The organism is Buttiauxella sp., assembly GCF_035271705.1.
Taxonomy (GTDB): domain Bacteria; phylum Pseudomonadota; class Gammaproteobacteria; order Enterobacterales; family Enterobacteriaceae; genus Buttiauxella.
This window is the reverse complement of the sequence record NZ_DATERI010000064.1, coordinates 1-20031: the sequence shown is the minus strand read 5'-3', so window position 1 is coordinate 20031 and position 20031 is coordinate 1. Positions and strand designations below refer to the sequence as shown.

The following is a 20031-nucleotide window of genomic DNA, read 5'->3' as shown; positions in this document are numbered from 1 at the left end:
GAACATTGGATGAACAAGTATCAGCTTACGGGTGAAGCGCGGTTACATGATTATCTGGTTGATGGCCAAAAGCAGCAGGTCAAACTCTGGCAGGTCGTCGCACTTTACGATTTCAGCGATGTTAAAGCCGGTCAGATCGGTGGCTGGATTGAAAACGAAGATAACCTCAGCCAGCAGGGCCATTGTTGGATTTATGGCAGCGAAAGCGTGGTTTATGGCGGCTCAAGTGTCACGGATGATGCGCAAATTCACGGCAGTTCGACCCTTTGCCACCAGGCACACGTCAGTGGAAAAAGTTGGGTTGAGCAGTCGCTGATCAGCGGTGAGTGCCGTATTTTCGATACCGCTCGCATTCTGAACGGCAGCCAGGTGATTGCCGTTCGTGGTTTGACCGCCGACCAGGATCAGTTGCTGCAAATTTATGGCAACGCCACAGTAAACGCTTCCAGGGTGGTGCATCAGGCGCAAATTTTTGGCAACGCTGTTGTTAACAATGCCTTCATTGAACACCGTGCTGAAGTCTTCGGCCAGGCCATTCTGGAAGGGAATGACGAGAACAATATTTGGGTTTGCGACTGTGCTCGTGTGTTTGACAATGCGCGGATTATCGCCGGGCGCGGCGACGACCAAATCCCGACGATTCGCTACTCTTCGCAAGTTTATGGTAATGCGTTAATTGAAGGCGATTGTGTCTTAAAGCATCAAGTGCATATTTTTGATGACGCCAGGCTTACCGGCGGGCCTATTCAGCTAGACAACCAGGTGCAAATCTACGGCCAGGCTCACGTGGCTGGTAATGTCCTTATCGAGAATAATGTACAGATTTACGATAAAGCGGCGGTCGACGGGCTGAATGGCGAGCTTATTCATATTCGCGGAATTAAAGATATTAACGGCGAACAACGTATTACGCGCTCGCCTTTTTATGGGCTGTTTTAAGACAGGCGTTTGAGTGAATCGCCCATGTGTACAATCCGCCCATAAATATTCTGGTCATGAAACTCGCCGTTCAAAAACTCGGCTTGTTTCAGGCGGCCTTCAAGGGTGAAGCCATTACGCAGCGCCACCTGGTTACTGGCCGAATTACTGACGATGCACTTAATCACAAAGCGGCGCACCGTGCCTTCACGAGCATATTTATCCACAACTGCCTGTACGGCGCGGGAAATAATCCCTTGCCCTAAAACGTCTTTATCCAACCAATAACCGATGTAAGCCACTTTATTGGTGGGTTCAATCTGGTTAAATGAAACCACCCCAACCATTTTCTGCTGCTGGTATATCAGGAACATTTTCGCGTAGCCGCGATGATGCAGTATGTAATTTCCCTGGGCCATTTTGCGCGAGTCTTCAACCGACAGCACAAACTTCGGCCAGTCCATTGCCGTTTGTAACCAGGCTTTATTCTTCTGCACCAGCGCAAAAATCTCATCCACATAGCGTTCGTGAATGGAGTGCAGCGTAATGTTGTCGTCTATGTTAATCAGGTCGTCTTGCCAGTCATCAGGATCCCGCACTTCGCCTCTCCTTTGTTATCAGTGGGAAATAAAGTTCTGTGGGAAATAATGGTGCAGAAAAAACCGTTGCACCACCAGGGCTCCCTACAATTGCACACTGTGTCTGCTGTATACCGCTTGCCACCGCTAAATTGAACGGTTTTCCACGCTGGCATAGATGTTGCTTAACATCTTTGTAACCTAAAGGAGACAAAGATGAAAGCGATCATAATAGGCGGCGGCATTGGTGGACTTTCGTCGGCAATTGCCCTGAAAAGATGTGGCATTACAACGGAAGTTTATGAAGCCGTCAAAGAGATCAAACCCGTTGGTGCGGCGATTTCTATTTGGCCTAATGGCGTGAAATGCCTGAATTGGCTCGGTATGAAAGAGCAACTCCAGCAACTCGGTGGGCCGATGGAATTTATGGCCTATAAGGAGTTTGTCCACGGCCAAACTTTGACGCGTTTTAGTCTCGAGCCTTTGATCAAAAGTGTCGGTGAACGCCCCTATCCTGTGGCACGGGCAGAACTGCAAGATATGCTGATCGAGACCTATGGCCGTGCTGATATCCAGTTTGGCAAACGCGTGGTTAAGGTGGAAGAATTTGATGGCGGTGTGCGAGCCTTTTTCGATGATGGGCATGTGGCCGTTGGGGATGTATTAATTGCCGCTGATGGGACTCATTCGGTGATTCGACCTTATGTTCTCGGTCATCCTACTGAGCGCCGTTATGCCGGATACGTGAATTGGAATGGTCTGGTCGACATTGACGAATCTATTGCCCCAGCCAATCAATGGACGACGTTTGTGGGTGAAGGCAAACGGGTTTCTTTAATGCCAGTTGCCGGTAATCGTTTTTATTTCTTCTTTGACGTGCCGTTAGAAAAAGGGTTACCCGAAGACCGCAGCACGGTAAAAGCTGATTTAACACGCTACTTTGCCGGTTGGGCTCCCGCGGTTCAAAAATTGATTTCTGCCATTAACCCCGACACCACTAATCGCATAGAAATTCATGATATCGAACCCTTTATGCAACTGGTTCGCGGTCGTGTTGCGTTACTTGGCGACTCCGGCCATAGCACCACGCCTGATATTGGCCAGGGGGGTTGCGCGGCAATGGAAGACGCCGTGGTGCTGGCAGTTGCATTGCAAACCAACTCATTGGGCGTGGAAGATGCACTACTGCGTTATCAGGAAAAACGCGCTTATCGTGTCAAAGATTTGGTGCTTAAAGCGCGCAAACGCTGCGATGTGACCCACGGGAAAGATATGGATGTCACCCACAACTGGTATGAAGAATTGAAAAGTGAAACCGGCGAGCGCGTGCTGTCGGGGATGCGCGAAACCATTCTCGGTGGACCGCTGGAATAATGATAAAAAAAGCCCCGAACTTTCGTGCGGGGCTTCCTGGTTATTTCATTATGCGGTCATCAACGTACTGACGTTTGTCCGGTGCTGGCGGGAAGTAGTGATACAACCAGGTTTCGCTGATGGCATCGCCCTGGCAACGCAGGAACATTCGCATATCTACCGGGTCAGTAGAGTCGTCAGTTGGGTACCAGTCAAACAGAATACGGTAGCCGTCAAATGGCTCGACATACAGGATTTCGATCTGTTTGGCTTCGCCGTTAGACAGCGTGATAACCGGCTCAATACCTTTCGGTGCCGCGGCTTTCAAATCACCGCCGATAAAATCAATGGCGAAACGACGTGACCATTTCTGCGGGAAATGCTCGCCAGGCGCCCAACCTTCCGGGAAGCTGCCCATACCGGTGCGCGTTGCGTAAACGCGTGCCAGTGGCGATTGGATTGGCGGTAAACCACTCCAGTACAGACGGTATTTGAACGACAGTTCATCACCTGCTTTCACTGGTTTTTCTGGCTGCCAGAAGCAGACGATGTTATCCAGCGTTTCACCCGTTGTTGGGATTGCCATCAGGCCGATAGTCCCCTTACCCCACTTGTTTAACGGCTCAACCCACAGGCTTGGGCGTTTGTTATACCAACCCATAATGTCCTGATAGTTGGCAAACTCATGGTCTAATTGCAGCAAACCAAACCCTTTCGGGTTGTTGTCAGTGTAGGCATTGAACTGCAACTTCTGCGGGTTATTCAGTGGGCGCGTCACCCACTCACCGTTGCCACGCCACATCGACAGGCGATCGGAATCGTGGATTTGCGGGTGAATGGTGTCGCACATACGATGTTCGTTGGTGCCGCAGGCAAACATACTGGTCATCGGCGCGATGCCCAGCTGTTTAATATCTTCACGCGCATACAGGTGATTTTCAACATCCATCACAACACGTTCGGCTTCACAACTGATGGTAAATTTGTATGCCCCGGTGATACTTGCGCTATCGAGCAGTGCGTAGACCACAAATTTGGTATCGCCCGCTTTCGCTGTTTCAAACCAGAACGAGGTAAAGTCCGGGAACTCTTCCAGTTGATCGGTATAAGTATTAACCGCCAGCCCACGAGCAGATAAACCGTATTGATAGGTGTTATCTACCGCACGGAAATAGCTCGCGCCCAGGAAGGAAACCACGTCGCGTCGCGCCAGTTCTGGTGCTTTAAACGCTCTAAAACCGGCAAAACCAAGGTCAATCTGGCCTTCAAGTTGTTTAGTATCGACACCCGCATCGTTGTAATTAAACAACTCCGGGCGGAAGTGAATTTCACGCGACTGTTGGGTCGATGCGTCAACGGAGAACATGCGCACGCGGCGGCGGAACCCCATTCCCACATGGAAAAACTGCACATCAAGCTGACGGTTTTCAATGTTATTCCACAAAGAGTGGTCGGCGTCATACTGAATGGCGTTGTAAGCCTGAGGCGTTAAGTTTGCCAGGGTGTCAGGCAACTGACGCGGTTTCCCAACCCAGGGTTTCGTCGACAGGTCATGGGCCATTGACTGGAGCACGCCGAAATCAAACGAGGTGGTGCGACCGTCGGCAATTTCAGACTCTGCTGCGTAGGCTGCGCGTGAGAAGAGCGTGGCAAGTGAAGTTGTGCCGCTGACTGCGGCGAGAGCCATTGAGGCCTTGATAAAACGTCTACGGTTCATGCCTGAAAAATAGTCCTTCTTTGTCGATGTCTTTCATCCCACCAAGGGCAGAAAAGCGGCAAAATCTAGACCGCACACTCTAGACAATATTCACTGAAAAACCAATCACCAGCGCTGACCTTTACGCAATGAATCGCAATTTATTTCTCTACCCGTCATCCTTCAAGTTGCAGGTGCGTTGGCAGCGTTTGCTCACCCGAAGGGGTGAGGCACATGAATGGGCCGAGTCATCACCGACTAAAGTCAGCTCATCGGGACTCACTCGCTTGCCGCCTTCCTGGAACTCGAATTATTTTGGGTATGTACATAAGATTGCGATAAAAAAAACGGCTCACATTGTGAGCCGTGAGTGGGGTGTATCGATTACTTCACGTTGACATCAATACCCGGGAAATACTTCTTGGCAAGGGTTGTAATCGTGCCATCAGCACGGACTTTATCGATTGCCGCATCCAGCTGTTTCTTGGTCTGCTCGTCGCCTTTACGCAGGCCGTAACCGATTCCGCTGCCCAGAATGGTGTCATCGCTAACTGGCTTGCCGATAAAACCAAAACCTTTGCCCTGCGGCTTGCTCAAGAAGCCCGCCTGGCCCGCAGCCGACATCACCAGTGACGCGTCGATTCGACCATTGAGCAAATCACCCCACGCCATGTTCTGATCTTTGTAGGAAACGACGGTAACACCGTGTTTTTCCCAATGTTCTTTTGCGTAAGTTTCCTGAATAGACCCTTGCAGAACGCCAATCGTTTTACCTTTCAGCCCTTCTGGTGTCGCTTCCATTCCACTGTCCAGCTTACCCACCAACTGAGAAGGAATACGGTAGATTGGTTGGGTAAAATCGATGCTTTTACTCCGCTGTTCAGTGATGTTCATCGCCGAGTTAATAGCATCGAATTTCTTCGCCACCAGCCCTGGAATTAATGCGTCAAATGAGGTTTCCACCCATGAGCATTGCAGGCTCGCCGCTTGACAAATAGCGTTCCCCAAGTCGATATCAAACCCTTCCAGCTCACCTGCCGAGTTACGGCTTTCAAACGGAGGATACTCGGCTTCCACGCCATAGCGCATTTCGCTTGCCGCTGCTACCGCGAATGAAGCACACATCCCAACCAACAAACTTAACGCATAAACTTTTTTCATTATGACCTCGTATCAGCGTGGCTTAACCTGGCAAAGTGCCTGAGCACCCGCACGTAACGTAGCTTCATCTTTAGCAAATGACAAACGAATCAACTTGTTGTCTGTCCCATCGGTATAAAACGCGGAGAGCGGAATTGTCGCCACACCATATTGAGTAATTAAACGTTTAACCATCTCACTGTCGGATTCATCGCTGAAATGACTGAACTGCGCCAACAGGAAGAACGAACCTGCACTTGGCAGCAGCTTGAATGGCGACTGGGCCAACAATGACTGCATTAAATCACGCTTACGTTGATAAAACGCCGCCAGCGACAAATAAGTATCTGGATTCGTCATATATTCAGCAAAGGCATACTGCATGGGCGTGTCCGCGGAGAACATCAAAAACTGATGCACTTTGCAGATTTCCGACATTAACTCGGACGGTGCCAGGCAATACCCCACGCGCCAACCTGTCACATGGAAAGTTTTGCCAAATGACGACACGATAACGCTGCGCTCGGCCAGTGCCGGATGCGTTGCCATGCCGTGATGCCGTTGGCCGTCAAATACAATGTGTTCGTAGACTTCATCGGAGAGAATAATGATGTCGGTATTGCGCGTCAGCTCGGCCAACATATCCAAGTCCAACGCGCTAAACACTTGCCCGCTTGGATTATGTGGCGTGTTAATGATGATCATACGCGTACGTGGCGTAATCGCTGCACGCACTTCGTCCCAGTTGACGGTGAAATCTGGCAGTGCGAGTTTCAGTGCCACAGGGATTGCACCTTGCAGGCGCACAATGGGGGCGTAGCTATCAAAAGAAGGTTCGAAGTAAATCACTTCATCACCTGGATGCACTAACCCGCTGATAGCAGAATAAAGCCCTTCACTGGCGCTGGCGGTCACTAAAATTTCATCGTCAACGTCATATTGTGAGCCGTAAAGCATCGCCACTTTTTCGGCGATCAGCGTTTTTAATGGCTTGTAGCCGGTCATCGGTGCGTACTGGTTATGATTTTCCTGCATCGCTTTGGTGACGCCTGCAATAAGTTGCGGGTCAGGCGAAAAGTTAGGAGCACCTTGCGACAGGTTGATGGCGTTATGTTGCGCCGACAGTTGGCCGATAACAGTAAAAATAGTGGTTCCAACATCCGGTAATTTTGAACGAAGTTGCACCGGGGTTTGCATGGTCATGGCCGCTCCTGTGAATGCGCAATTTGCATAACTATTCAATCTGTAACAGGTTGCCACCACAACCGAATTGTTGTCATAATAGCCATGCAAAAAATTCATGGCTTAACGGAGAGCAATCACACATGCGGCGCAATTTTCCCCTGAATACGGTTGATGCTTTTCTGGTGACGGCAAAACATTTAAATCTGACCCATGCCGCAAAAGAGCTCTGTCTGACACAAGGTGCGGTGAGCCGCAAAATCTCGACCCTTGAGGAGTGGCTTGGCTATTCACTGTTTGACCGCCATGCCCGTGGACTGCATTTAACCCCTCAGGGCAACGCCCTGCTGCCAGAAATGCAGCACGCCTTTGAGCATTTGCTGAGTGTGGCCAATAACGCCTGCCATAAATCCAGTGTCATTCGCCTTAAAGCCCCCACCTGCGCCATGCGTTGGCTGGTGCCTAAGCTTGTGCAACTCGAGAGTGCAGCTCCCGACATTCAGGTAGCGTTAACCACCACCGTTGAGCATGGCGTCAATTTCAAAAACGAGTCATATGATGCTGCGATTATTTTCGGCCAGTCAGACAACAGAGGGACTTTGCTGTTTGAAGAACGACTCACGCCGGTAATAAGCCAACATTTGCTGCCTGAGGAGCCGCTCACCGCCGAGAATTTGAGCCGTTATACCTTTCTGCATCCAACACGCGATCGTACCGACTGGTCACTGTGGCTAGCGCAAAATACCGACATCGCGCCTGTTATGAATAAAAATCAACACTTCGACACGATGGACTTAGCCATCAGCGCGGCGATTCAAGGGTTTGGCATTGCGATTGCCGATTCCACACTCGTGGCCGAAGATTTGCGGCGTGGGCGCCTGGTGCAGCCGTTTGCCAGCAGTGTCAAAACCGGTGCGTGTTACCGCTTGTCTCTGCGCCCTGGCAGTGAAAACAGCAATGAACTCGAGGCATTTAAAAACAGTTTGCTGACGTTAAGTCAGTCGTTGTTGTCGGATGTGAAGTAAACCTCATTTTTGCTACCGCTGTAGCATATTCCCTACCCCAGCGTTGCGCTGGATATATTCATCAGCATGATGTCGCTAGACCCCTCCTGATGAGCATACCGATGATTGCTGTTGCTTTAGTTGATGACCATGTTGTAGTGCGCTCCGGTTTTGCGCAGTTACTGAGCCTTGAAAGCGATATTGAGATTGTTGGGCAGTTCAGTTCTGCCGCCGAAGCCTTTCCCTCGCTGATAAAAAATCAGCCCGATGTCGCGGTACTTGACGTCGCCATGCCTGACGAAAATGGTTTGAGCTTGCTTAAACGCCTGCGCCAGCAGCGCCCCGGTTTTCGCGCCATCATTCTGAGCATTTACGACACCACCGCGTTTGTGCAAAGCGCACTGGATGCAGGTGCCAGCGGTTATCTCACTAAACGTTGTGGCCCTGAAGAACTGGTGCAGGCGGTGCGCACCGTCGGCATGGGTGGTCATTATTTGTGTGCCGATGCGCTACGGGCATTGCGTCATGCAGTGCAACCGGCCAAAGTTTTGGAAGTCCTCACACCGCGCGAGCATGAGGTTTTCGATTTACTGATTAAAGGCGAAAGCGTGAAACACATTGCCGAACAACTCAGTCTCAGCCACAAAACGGTGCATGTGCATCGCGCCAATATTCTCGGGAAATTGCAGTGTGAAAGCACCATCGAACTGGTGCATTTTGCCCTGGAACACCAACTGTTAGCCGGGCACTAAATGTCTCGTTCGTGGCGTCAACTGCTGCTATCGCTGTTTATTATTTTTGCCTGGGGGCTGACCTGGCTTGCCCTGTGGACGATTAGTTTTTATCTCACCAATAACGGCCAGCAAGCCACTTTACTGTTACCCCAAGGCGTCCATCTGGCGTTGCTAATTTTACTGCACCGCCGTTACTGGCCGGCTCTGTTTATCCCGGTGCTTGGGCTGCTCGCCTGGCTTTGGCAACAGCAGTTAATGACTGAGCCGGTGATGTTATTTTCGCCGCTATTCAGCGCTATTCCGGCGCTTTTAGTTCAGCATTACTGGCACCGTTTTACGCTTTACTGGCAACGGTTATCACTACTGATGGCGGCGATTACCAGCGATGCGTTGCTGCACACCGTGATTCTGACGCCGTTTCTTTCGATAAGCGCTTCGCAAATACTGCTGGCAGCATTTACCGGCGGTATCGTACTGACCCCGTTCGTCTATTTGATTTATGAATACTTGCGCCAGCAACATCTCGAAAGCCTGCTGGCGCAGGAAACCCCTAACCCGCCACTGCGCACCTCTCTGCTTATCTGGTGCAGCTTGTTTTTCATCATTGGGGTCGGCGCGCAAATGGTGGTATCGCCTGAAATCGAGCGGCTTTTGCTGATCGTGGTGTTTCTGCCAAACGTGGTGATGGCTTACAAATTTGGCTGGCAAGGCGGGGTTTTGGCGGCGCTATTAGGCAGCATGATGATTACCATCGCCCGCCAAATTGGTAGCGGATTTAATGGGCTGATGGAAATGGAACTGTTTCTCTCAACCCAGGCGCTGCTGGGTATTGGACTTGGGATTGCGATAAGCCGCCAACAGCATCTGGCTAACAATCTGCACCGCTATCGCCAACGGCTGGAAGTTGAATTGCAGGCCAGACGCGAACTGATGGAGCAACTGGTGCATACCGAAGAGGACACGCGCAAGCACCTGGCACGCGAGCTGCACGACGAAATCGGCCAGAATATTACCGCGATTCAAATCCAGTCTATGCTGGTCAAACGCACCGCCAGCGGGGATGCCACTGTTCTCGCCGCCGAACAAATCAATCAACTTGCCCAACGGATTCATCACTCAACCCGCCATCTGCTGCGCCAGCTTCGCCCACCCGTGTTGGACGAAATCTCACTCGATAACGCACTACATCATCTGATACAGGAGTTCGCGTTTACTGAACGTGGGATCCTCTGTCGTTTCCATTACGCTCTACCGGGCAAACCCGCCAGTGACCCGGTGGTGTTTACGCTTTACCGGCTGGTGCAGGAATTACTCAACAATATCTGCAAACACGCAGACGCCAGCTTGATTGAGATCTCACTGACTCAGTACCCCCACGGCGTGCGCCTTGAAGTCAAAGACGATGGCGTTGGTTTTAGCGGTAATACCCACACCGGACACGGATTGCAGGGCATTGCAGAACGCATTCACGCGTTAGGGGGTGATTTGCAACTTGAAAGCCAATCTGGCACCCGCGTAATTGTTAACCTGCCCACACTTTTTCAAGAAAATCAGGGATAACCAGGAAAAAGTCCTGGTTGACTAAAACCTTGTCTCATCCCTTTTTCTTCATCGTTTCCTATAGTCGTTTCAATCCAGAGGGATCCCAAGATGTCTGAGCAAACTATTGGTGGTGATTATCGTTACTGGCGCCCACGTTTGCTGCTGTCGATGGTTGTGGGATACGCAGCTTTTTACCTGACACGCAAGAGCGTCAGCTTCGTTCTTCCGGTAATGCAAGTCGATTTGGCGTTAAGCAAAAGTGACATTGGCCTACTGGGAACGTTGTTTTATCTGTCGTACGGCCTGTCGAAATTCGCCGCTGGATTGTGGCATGACCGTCACGGTGCACGCTGGTTTATGGGCGTTGGCCTGTTAGCGACAGGAATACTGAACATTCTGTTCGCTTTTGGCAGCAACTTGCCGATGTTGCTGATTGTCTGGACGCTGAACGGCTTCTTTCAGGGATGGGGATGGCCACCGTGTGCAAGGTTGTTGACGCACTGGTATTCGCGCAATGAGCGTGGCTTCTGGTGGGGATGCTGGAACACCTCCATCAATCTTGGCGGTGCGGCAGTTCCAATGATTTCAGCACTGATGGCGCTGTGGTATGGCTGGCAGGCGTCGTTATTTGTCTCAGGCAGCATCGGCATCATCACGGGGATTTGGCTATGCCGCAGCTTGGCCGGCACGCCACAAGAAATGGGGTTGCCATCGGTCGGTGTCTGGCGGCATGACCCGTTAGAAATGCGCCAGCAGCAGTTAAGCCCGCCGATGCCGCAGTGGCAGATGTTTCGCACTACCGTGTTGCAAAACCCGAGGATTTGGCTGTTGGGTGTGAGTTACGTGCTGGTGTATCTGATTCGTATCGCACTCAACGACTGGGGCAACATTTGGCTTTCTGAAAGCCACGGTGTGAATCTACTCAGCGCCAACGCCACGGTGATGCTATTCGAAATGGGTGGATTATTGGGTGCGTTGTTTGCCGGATGGGGTTCAGATTTGCTGTTTCGTGGCCAGCGTGGGCCGATGATTTTACTGTTTGCGCTCGGGCTTTTTGTTTCGGTTGCCGCACTGTGGTTATCGCCCGTTCACCATTACGCGCTGCTGGCGGTCTGTTTTTTTGCCATCGGATTTTTTGTCTTCGGCCCGCAGATGCTGATTGGTGTTGCCGCCGTGGAATGCAGCCATAAACAGGCCGCAGGTAGTGTCACCGGGTTCTTAGGTTTATTCGCCTATTTGGGCGCGGCACTGGCGGGATGGCCGCTGTCGCAAGTGATTGAGCGTTACGGCTGGTCGGGGATGTTCGCACTATTAACCGTCGCCGCGGCTCTGATTGGATTTTTGCTGATGCCGTTGCTTATCGCGGGCATCAGTGCGCAGGACAGGAGTGTTGGTGCCATGGATCCGGCAGTCACCTTACCTCAGGACACTTAGGATAATAATATGAAACTGACCGTACTCTCTTCTCTGGTTGCTGCTGGTGTTGCGTTGGCTACTCTATCTGGTGCTGCCCAGGCAACAGGCCGTCTGGTAGTCTATTGCAGTGCCACTAACGAAATGTGTGAAACCGAAACCAAAGCGTTCGGCGACAAATACGATGTGAAAACCTCGTTTATCCGTAACGGCTCCGGTAGCACCCTGGCGAAGGTCGATGCCGAGAAGAAAAACCCGCAGGCTGATGTGTGGTACGGCGGCACGCTGGATCCGCAATCTCAAGCGGGTGAAATGGACCTGCTGCAACCGTATAAATCGGCAAACCTTGCGCAGATCATGCCGAAGTTCCAGGATCCGGCTAAACGCAAAGGCAATTACTCCTCGGCGGTGTATATCGGGATTCTCGGTTTTGGGGTCAACACGGATCGCCTGAAAGAGAAAAACCTGCCAGTGCCGAAGTGCTGGAAAGATCTGACCAACCCAATTTATAAAGGTGAAATCCAGGTTGCTGACCCGCAAAGCTCTGGCACTGCGTATACCGCACTGGCAACCTTCGCGCAGCTGTGGGGTGAAGACCAGGCGTTTGATTATCTGAAAAAACTCAACAGTAATATTTCCCAGTACACCAAATCCGGCGTTGCCCCAGCGCGTAACGCTGCGCGTGGCGAAACCGCCATCGGCATTGGCTTCCTGCATGATTACTCGCTGGAAAAAGAGAACGGCGCACCGCTGGAGCTGATTTCACCGTGCGAAGGCACTGGCTACGAAATTGGCGGCGTCAGTATCCTGAAAGGGGCACGTAATACGGATAACGCCAAGCTGTTTGTCGATTGGGTACTGTCGAAAGAAGCGCAAGAATTGTCATGGAAAAAAGGCAAGTCGTACCAAATTTTGACTAACACCACCGCCGAAAGCTCCCCGCTTTCACTCAAGCTTGATGACCTGAAACTTATCAACTATGACATGGACAAATACGGCGCGACCGACATGCGTAAAGCGCTTATTAACAAGTGGGTTAGTGAAGTGAAGATGGGTAATTAACCCATTAGCAGGTGACAACGTCACGTCACCTGCTTCCTCTTTTTCTTTTGGCCGATGAGGCATTTATGTCTGAAACATTGATTTTGCGCCCTTCGCGAAAACGTGACGCTATTCTCTGGTGGGTGGCGCTGTGCTGGCTGGCTTTTGCGCTATTGCCAAGCTGGAGCCTGGATTACGGCCTGTTTGAATCAACCCGTGAGGAGTTGCTCGACGCTTACAGCTGGTCGGGGCTTAACATCAGCCTGCTGTGGTACGTCTTGCCTTCGCTGTTGCTGCTTCGCCCGTTCAATGAACTCGGCCCAGAAAAACGTAAGCGTCACTATTTCGATGCTGGCTGGGCGCTGCTGTGTATGGCATTTGTGGTGGTCAGCGCAACCGTAACCGAACGTGGAATGGGCTACGCCACTATCGTGCTGTTTATCGCCCTGGGAATGGTTATCACACTGGCCCTGACGCGCCTCGAATGGCTGGGCGGTGACAGTTTTGTTATTGGTTCACTGGTCGCGATTATCGCGCTGATTAGCGTGTTTATTGTCTGGCCAAGCATCGCTATTTTTATCCCGATGTTTACCACCGATAGCGGTGAATTTGCCCCGTTGGCCTTTATGACCGTGTTGAGCCAGGCACATATTCTCCAGGTGATCATCAACTCCATCGCCCTGTCGATTGCAGTGGGGATTGGCTGTACTTTCTTCGGCCTGGTGCTGGCCATTTACACCACTCGCATCGCTAAACGCAGCGCGATTATTGGCCGTATCTTCTCTATTTTACCTATCGTCACCCCACCGTTTGTGGTCGGCCTTGGCGTCACGTTGATGATGGGTCGTTCAGGTTATGTTACTGAGTTAATGGTTGACTGGTTTGGGTTGACCAACACTAACTGGTTGTACGGTTTTACCGGTATTTGGCTCGCCCAGGTTCTGGCCTTCACGCCCATGGCATTTATGATCCTTGATGGCGCGATTAAAACCATTCATCCGTCACTGGAAGAAGCGTCGTATACCCTGCGTGCCACCCACTGGAAAACCTTCAAAGGGGTATTTTTGCCACTGCTCAAACCGGCGCTGGCTAACGCATTCTTAATTGTGATTGTGCAATCGCTGGCGGATTTCAGTAACCCGCTGGTTTTAGGTGGCAACTTCGACGTACTCGCCACGCAAATCTATTTCTACATCACCGGCTCGCAGCTTGATTACCAGGCAGCCAGTACGCTCGGTGCATTCCTGTTGCTGTTCTCGCTGTTAGTGTTCTGCATTCAATACATGTGGATTGGCAAACGCTCATACGTCACGGTTTCCGGTAAATCAAACCGTGGCGACGTGCAGCCGCTTCCCGTCACGCTGGTATGGGGTGTAGTCGCGTTATTAGCCGTGTGGATTGCGTTTAACGCCCTGCTCTACGGTAGCATTTTCTACGGCAGTTTTACCGTCAACTGGGGGGTGGATTACACCCTGACGTTCGATAACTTCATCAAACTGTTCGGCCAGGGCATGAGCGATGGCGCGTGGCCTTCACTGCTCGACACGCTGCTCTTCGCCGGGATCGCCGCACCCATCACTGCTTTCTTTGGCTTATTAATCGCCTGGATTGTGGTGCGCCAGCAATTCCGTGGCAAAAAGACCATCGAGTTCACCACCATGCTGTGCTTTGCCGTACCGGGCACCGTAGCAGGCGTGTCTTATATTCTGGCGTTTAACAGCGCACCGGTTTACCTGACAGGCACCGCAGCGATTGTGATTATGTCGATGGTGATGCGTAACGTTCCGGTGGGCATCCGTGCCGGCATTGCCGGGCTTGGGCAAATCGACAAATCCCTCGACGAAGCCTCTTTAAGCCTGCGTGCCGGTTCGATGCGCACCATTATCAATATTTTACTGCCGCTGCTACGTCCGGCGATTCTTTCCGCGCTGATTTACAGCTTCGTGCGTGCGATTACCACAGTCAGCGCCATTGTGTTCCTCGTCACGCCGGACACCCGCGTCGCCACCGCCTACATTCTTAACCGTGTGGAAGATGGCGAATACGGCGTGGCCATTGCGTATGGTTCGATTCTTATCGTCGTGATGCTGACGATCATTTTCATTTTTGACTGGTTGATTGGTGAAGCGCGGATCTCGCGTTCGAAAGCCAAAACCAACGCGTGATTACGGAGTAAAACATGACACAACCTCATTTTGTAGAACTGCGCAATGTCACGAAACGGTTTGGCAATAACACCGTCATTGCCGGCATTAATCTGGCTATTCCGAAAGGGGAAATGGTGACACTGCTTGGGCCTTCAGGCTGTGGGAAAACCACGGTGCTGCGCCTGGTGGCAGGCCTTGAAAAACCCACCGAAGGGCAGATTTTTATTGATGGCGAAGATGTGACGCATCGTTCAATTCAGCAGCGCGACATCTGCATGGTGTTCCAGTCCTACGCCCTGTTCCCGCATATGTCGCTGGGCGATAACGTGGGTTACGGGTTGAAGATGCTTGGCACGCCGCGCGCTGAAATTAAAACACGGGTGAAAGAAGCACTGGCGATGGTCGATTTGGACGGTTTCGAAGACCGTTTTGTCGACCAGATTTCCGGGGGCCAGCAACAACGTGTGGCGTTGGCACGCGCACTTATCTTGAAGCCAAAAGTGCTGCTATTCGATGAGCCGTTAAGTAACCTCGACGCCAACTTGCGTCGTAGCATGCGTGACAAAATCCGTGAACTGCAAAAGCAGTTCAATATCACCTCGCTGTACGTCACCCACGACCAAAGCGAGGCATTTGCTGTGTCTGATACGGTGTTGGTGATGAACAAAGGCGAAATCATGCAGATTGGCAGCCCGCAGACGCTTTACCGCCAGCCAGCCTCACGCTTTATGGCGAGTTTTATGGGGGATGCGAACGTATTCCCGGCACGTTTCGGCAGTGATTTTGTTGAGATCCACGGTTACCGTTTACCTCGCCCGTCGCAGCTAACCGTGACACAGGCAGAAGGCACGGTTGGCGTGCGTCCGGAGGCCATTACGCTGAGTGAACATGGCGAAGAAAGCCAGCGTTGCGTCGTGCGCCATGTGGCTTATATGGGGCCGCAGTATGAAGTCACCGTGGAATGGCATGGGCAGGCGCTCTTATTGCAGGTGAACGCAACACGCCTGCAGCCTGACGTGGGGGATAATTATTATCTGGAGATCCACCCGTACGGCATGTTCATTTTGGCGGATGCCGCATAAATATTAGGGCCGCATTATGCGGCCCTTTTCATGAAAATCTAAAACCGTTACAGCAACCCGCAGCGCTTTTTACTGCGGTCAGACGCTTGCTGGTACAGCTCGAATTCATCAGCAACCGGTGCACCCAGGGCTTCTTCAAACGCGGCTCGGCTGGAATGGCCGTGGCTGCGTTGACCGCCTTCACTGCCCAAATTCGACTGGAAAATCCCCGCCGCACTGACGGGCAGGAAATCTTCATAAATAATCGGCTGCGCCACCAGCCAACCGCGCTCAATTAAGGGTTGGGGATCGTCGCCAGGTTTAATCGACTGACGGTGCGTTTCACCCACCGGGGTTAAACGATAACGGAAATAGGCTAAATCCTGGCAGCGCATCAGCGTGTCGCTGTCTGGCAAGCGGGAGAAGATCTCCTGTAAATGCTGCTGATGGCAAAAGTTATCCTGCCCATTACCCGCTTCATTGAGCAGTTCGTCATATAACGCGCGCCCTTTCGGTGTTAACGCCACTCCGCGCTGTTCAATTTCCCCGAAACGCGCAGTATGTGTTCCGGGGTGAACACCGGCAAAAATAATCGGTTCTTCGAGCGCTTTAAAGCTGGTCTGACGCAGCAAAATTGGGAACAGACGGCGCGGCGGGCCTTCGATAATCGCTTTCGGTGCAATGCCATATTCCGGCATTAACGCTTGTACACGGTCGATATCCAGCGTGCGCGGCGTCAGGTGGTTAATGTGGCATCCGCGGAAGCAGACTACATCGGCAATCAGCCGATGCTGCTGGTGGAATGCCTGATATGTCCGCGCGTCCACCGTGGCATGGCTGTGCCAGCGGAACGTTTCCAGTGCCTGCCTCACAAATTCATCAGCCTGAGCTTCGTTAAAAGCCCCCTGCTGGTCGTAAATATCGAGTAATGCCCGGCAACGCGGGGTGAAAATATTGCGCTCAGCCAGGATAACCGCAGCTTTTTTTTGCAGCTCCTGGTCATCGATTAATTCAAGGCGCAATAACGAAGTGAAAATACGGAATGGGTTGCGTGCCAGTGCCGCATCGTCAATCGGGCGAAACGCCGTGGAGTGCACCGGAACGCCTGCTTGTGAAAGGTCGTAATAGCCGACCGGATACATCCCCATCACCGCAAAAACGCGGCGTAAGGTGGCCAGTTCTTCCGCCTTGCCTACGCGAATCGCCCCATGACGCTCCACATTCAGCCGTGCCAGCTCATCTGCATTTTCTAGCTTCTGTTGCAGGTCGGGACTATTTTCCAGCACCGCCAGGTTCACGTCGGCAACTAACTCTAACAAGGTTCCGTACTGCGGCACCTCTTGCTGGTACATCGTCGACATAGCGTGCGAAAATTTTTCCCGAATATCATCAGCCGTGATGTTGTTCGCCATGATGTCGTATCTCCAGTGAATATTGCTGAAAGCGTAGAATGTTGCGCAGCGATTTTGCGTGAAGAATTTTCGTTTTGTGATCGACGATACAGCCTTGCATCAAAAGTAATGCTAACCGATATTTACATAACCAAACGTTATGTAATGGCGCACATAAATTCACTTTAATTTAACAATTTATTAACTGACACTGTGTGCGGATATTCAAACTATTAGTACTCTACATAATTCGAATTACAGGGTGTTGCCCATGCCTCTGCGGCTCGAAATATCACGAGTAGCCCTCATTATGGAGCTGCCTATGTCACAAATTTGGAAACCCCGTGAGCTGGTTCATCGCGACTATGATTCCCACCCACCGGCTTTCGCGCCGGGGTATAAAACCAGCGTGCTGCGTTCGCCACGAAATGCGTTGATCTCACTGCAAAACTCGTTATCTGAAATTACTGGCCCGATATTTGGTGCGAAAGATCTCGACCCGCTTGATAACGATTTGATCATGAATTACGCCAAAGACGGCCTGCCGATTGGCGAGCGCATTATTGTGCACGGTTATGTGCGCGACGGTTTCGGTCGACCAATGAAAAACACGTTGGTGGAAGTGTGGCAGGCCAATGCTGGCGGACGTTACCGCCATAAAAAAGACAAGTATCTTGCGCCAATCGACCCTAATTTTGGCGGTTGTGGACGCGTGCTGACCGATGAAAATGGCTATTACTTTTTCCGCACTATTAAGCCAGGCCCTTATCCATGGCGTAACCAGGCCAGCGACTGGCGCCCTTCGCATATTCACTTTTCACTTTCCGGTGAGTCCTTTGCCCAGCGCCTGATTACGCAAATGTATTTTGAAGGCGATCCGCTGATTAAACAGTGCCCGATTGTGAAAACTATCAATAACGACGACGCCATCCGCACGCTGATTGCCGAACTGGACACCCATGCAGCAGTGCCGCTCGACTGTCTGGCATATCGTTTTGATTTGGTATTACGCGGCCACCGCGCCACGTTGTTTGAAAACCGCACTCAAGGAGCCGTTTGATGAAAGATTATTTAGCGGAAACCGCCTCGCAAACCGCTGGCCCTTATGTCCATATTGGCCTGGCCCCACATGCCGCAGGGTTTAACATTTTTGAGAAAAATTTTAGCCATGTGCTGACCAATTCTCATACCCTGGGTGAGAGGATTATCGTAGAAGGTCGGGTGTTCGACGGCTCCGGTACGCCAGTGCGTGATGTGTTGTTGGAAGTGTGGCAAGCCAATGCCGCCGGGCGCTATAACCACCCTGCTGACCAGCAAACCCATAAAGCGCTGGATGAAGATTTCCGTGGATGGGGACGCACCTGCTCAGATTTCGACAGCGGTGTCTGGCGTTTTGACACCATCAAACCCGGCGCCGTAATCGGTCGTGACGGGCGCATGATGGCACCCCATCTGAACCTGTGGATTGTGGCTCGCGGGATTAATATCGGCCTCAATACGCGGATGTATTTTTCAGACGAGCAAACCGCGAATGAGACCGATCCGGTGCTGAATTTGATTGAATGGGAAGTGCGTCGTAATACCTTGATGGGTAAGCGCGAAAAGCGTGGCGATGAGGTGGTGTATACGTTTGATGTGTATCTTCAGGGTGAGCGGGAAACGGTGTTTTTTGACGTGTAGACGCCAGGTGTAGCCACCGATCTCTATGCCAAAATAGCAATTTTTCCGTTCACTTAACGTTTATCGAATCCTGTACGTACCGAACCGGTGAACGTATCAAGGGTGCTACCGCAGCACCCTTGATAATCCCGGCTCCCGGCTCTAAATCGCCGCTTCGCGGAGACCTTCATTTTTCCTTCACCGTACTGGGCCGGTTTTGGTTTAGGTTTTGACCTGGTTCCCAGTATAAATTGCTCCAGTATTCCCCATAAGCCAAGGTTGGGTGCGAAATTGCATCTGACTTGACTACTTATTCGCAAATTACTTGAGCATCTCCAGCAAAATTTTCATTGTTCCCCTGAGGAACGTGGGCACTAGAGCTAACAGGACTGAACAGCCGTTCGGTGCCAGGAGCGGACATTATAATGATTCAAGAAGCGCTATTCCAGGCTGATTAATATTTTGCCGATAGCCTTACCCTGCTCCATAGCCTCATGACCAACGGCAATATCAACAAGAGGAAGCGTTAGCGCGATCTCAGGGGTGTATGACTCCATTCTCAGACAGGCTGTGATATCACGGATGGCTTCGTTTCGTGCTTCTTCCGGCATGGTATAGACAAATACAAAACGAAAGACAAAACCTTCAAACATTGTTTTCAAAAAAGGAATATGCAGCTGAGCCGTTGGCTCTTCAGTGGCGTAGGCACTAATGACGCCAGATTTTTTCAGGCAAGTCACATCTGTATTGAGGTTACTCACTAAGTCAACATCGACAATTCGATCAACACCGAATCCACCGGTTGCTTGCTTGACTCGCTCAGCCACATCTTCGGTATGCCGGTTAACAATAATATCGGCGCCAAGTTTACGAACGACATCTTCTTGCTCCGGACGACTCACAGTGGTTATAACTCTTGCCCCAGCCCATTTACTCAGAAGAATGGCTGCTGTTCCTACAGCCCCTGCACCGCCCTGAATCAGTACCCATTTTCCACGTAAATCTCCATCGGCAAACAAACAGCGGTGTGCTGTCATCGCGGGAATACCGAGGCATGCACCTGTTTCAAAAGAAACATTGTCCGGTAATACAACGGCATTTTGTGAAGGGATAACAACATATTGTGCAGCGGTTCCAAAAGCACGCCCTGATTGTGCCTCATAAACCCACAC

Annotated in this window: 17 protein-coding genes; 11 read left to right on the top strand and 6 right to left on the bottom strand. The window is 51.4% G+C overall.

Annotated features, from left to right (window positions below):
* Window positions 1-9: 9 nt before the first annotated feature.
* Window positions 10-939, top strand: a complete 930-nt coding sequence (locus VJY99_RS05505) for a hypothetical protein (protein WP_324117077.1) — start codon at window positions 10-12, stop codon at window positions 937-939.
* On the opposite strand, the gene rimL is transcribed toward VJY99_RS05505, so the two are convergent.
* Window positions 936-1517: a 50S ribosomal protein L7/L12-serine acetyltransferase gene (gene rimL / locus VJY99_RS05500; RefSeq protein WP_324117076.1), complete on the bottom strand. Its 582-nt coding sequence runs from the start codon at window positions 1515-1517 to the stop codon at window positions 936-938. The two genes, VJY99_RS05505 and rimL, sit on opposite strands and share 4 nt — an antisense overlap.
* A 195-nt stretch (window positions 1518-1712) precedes the next feature.
* On the opposite strand from rimL, the gene hpxO reads away from it, so the two are divergent.
* Window positions 1713-2870 (top strand): FAD-dependent urate hydroxylase HpxO, encoded by a 1158-nt coding sequence (gene hpxO, locus VJY99_RS05495; protein ID WP_324117075.1) that lies wholly within the window; start codon window positions 1713-1715, stop codon window positions 2868-2870.
* Window positions 2871-2910: 40 nt separating this feature from the next.
* Here the strand turns inward: hpxO and VJY99_RS05490 are convergent, their stop codons facing one another.
* From VJY99_RS05490 to VJY99_RS05480, 3 genes are all read right to left on the bottom strand, one after another.
* Window positions 2911-4566, bottom strand: a complete 1656-nt coding sequence (locus VJY99_RS05490) for a glucan biosynthesis protein (protein ID WP_324117073.1) — start codon at window positions 4564-4566, stop codon at window positions 2911-2913.
* Window positions 4567-4929: 363 nt separating this feature from the next.
* A complete protein-coding gene (locus tag VJY99_RS05485) occupies window positions 4930-5706 on the bottom strand; it encodes a transporter substrate-binding domain-containing protein (protein WP_324117071.1) in 777 nt (258 codons plus the stop codon).
* Window positions 5707-5718: 12 nt separating this feature from the next.
* A complete protein-coding gene (locus VJY99_RS05480) occupies window positions 5719-6888 on the bottom strand; it encodes a pyridoxal phosphate-dependent aminotransferase (RefSeq protein WP_324117070.1) in 1170 nt (389 codons plus the stop codon).
* Between the two features lie 122 nt (window positions 6889-7010).
* Here VJY99_RS05480 and VJY99_RS05475 point away from each other — a divergent pair, with 122 nt between their 5' ends.
* The 7 genes from VJY99_RS05475 (at window position 7011) to fbpC (ending at window position 15830) form a co-directional block, all read left to right on the top strand.
* A complete protein-coding gene (locus VJY99_RS05475; RefSeq protein WP_324117068.1) occupies window positions 7011-7892 on the top strand; it encodes a LysR substrate-binding domain-containing protein in 882 nt (293 codons plus the stop codon).
* 101 nt (window positions 7893-7993) lie between these two features.
* A complete protein-coding gene (locus VJY99_RS05470) occupies window positions 7994-8623 on the top strand; it encodes a response regulator transcription factor (protein WP_324117065.1) in 630 nt (209 codons plus the stop codon).
* The gene (locus tag VJY99_RS05465) at window positions 8624-10165 is read left to right on the top strand and encodes an MASE1 domain-containing sensor histidine kinase (RefSeq protein WP_324117063.1); all 1542 of its coding nucleotides are present in this window, start codon (window positions 8624-8626) and stop codon (window positions 10163-10165) included.
* Between the two features lie 90 nt (window positions 10166-10255).
* Entirely contained in the window at window positions 10256-11581 is a 1326-nt protein-coding gene (gene uhpC / locus VJY99_RS05460) for an MFS transporter family glucose-6-phosphate receptor UhpC (protein ID WP_324117061.1), read from the top strand.
* Window positions 11582-11590: 9 nt separating this feature from the next.
* The gene (locus VJY99_RS05455) at window positions 11591-12622 is read left to right on the top strand and encodes an ABC transporter substrate-binding protein (RefSeq protein ID WP_324117059.1); all 1032 of its coding nucleotides are present in this window, start codon (window positions 11591-11593) and stop codon (window positions 12620-12622) included.
* A 65-nt stretch (window positions 12623-12687) separates the two neighbouring features.
* On the top strand, window positions 12688-14766 hold the full coding sequence (locus tag VJY99_RS05450; RefSeq protein WP_324117058.1) for an iron ABC transporter permease: 2079 nt from the start codon (window positions 12688-12690) through the stop codon (window positions 14764-14766).
* 14 nt (window positions 14767-14780) lie between these two features.
* Window positions 14781-15830, top strand: a complete 1050-nt coding sequence (gene fbpC / locus VJY99_RS05445; RefSeq protein ID WP_324117056.1) for a ferric ABC transporter ATP-binding protein — start codon at window positions 14781-14783, stop codon at window positions 15828-15830.
* Between the two features lie 47 nt (window positions 15831-15877).
* On the opposite strand, the gene hglS is transcribed toward fbpC, so the two are convergent.
* Complete coding sequence (hglS, locus tag VJY99_RS05440; RefSeq protein ID WP_324117054.1) at window positions 15878-17221, bottom strand: 2-oxoadipate dioxygenase/decarboxylase HglS; 1344 nt, start codon at window positions 17219-17221, stop codon at window positions 15878-15880.
* Window positions 17222-17522: 301 nt separating this feature from the next.
* Here hglS and pcaH point away from each other — a divergent pair, with 301 nt between their 5' ends.
* Together pcaH and pcaG are read left to right on the top strand one after the other, a co-directional pair.
* Window positions 17523-18260: a protocatechuate 3,4-dioxygenase subunit beta gene (gene pcaH, locus VJY99_RS05435; protein ID WP_324117052.1), complete on the top strand. Its 738-nt coding sequence runs from the start codon at window positions 17523-17525 to the stop codon at window positions 18258-18260.
* Window positions 18260-18880 carry a protocatechuate 3,4-dioxygenase subunit alpha gene (gene pcaG, locus VJY99_RS05430; protein WP_324117050.1) on the top strand — a complete coding sequence of 207 codons (621 nt, stop codon included), beginning with the start codon at window positions 18260-18262 and terminating at the stop codon, window positions 18878-18880. Before pcaH ends, pcaG begins: the two co-directional genes overlap by 1 nt.
* 419 nt (window positions 18881-19299) lie before the next feature.
* Here the strand turns inward: pcaG and VJY99_RS05425 are convergent.
* A partial coding sequence (locus VJY99_RS05425; protein ID WP_324117049.1) for a zinc-binding dehydrogenase occupies window positions 19300-20031 on the bottom strand: 732 nt, incomplete at its 5' end.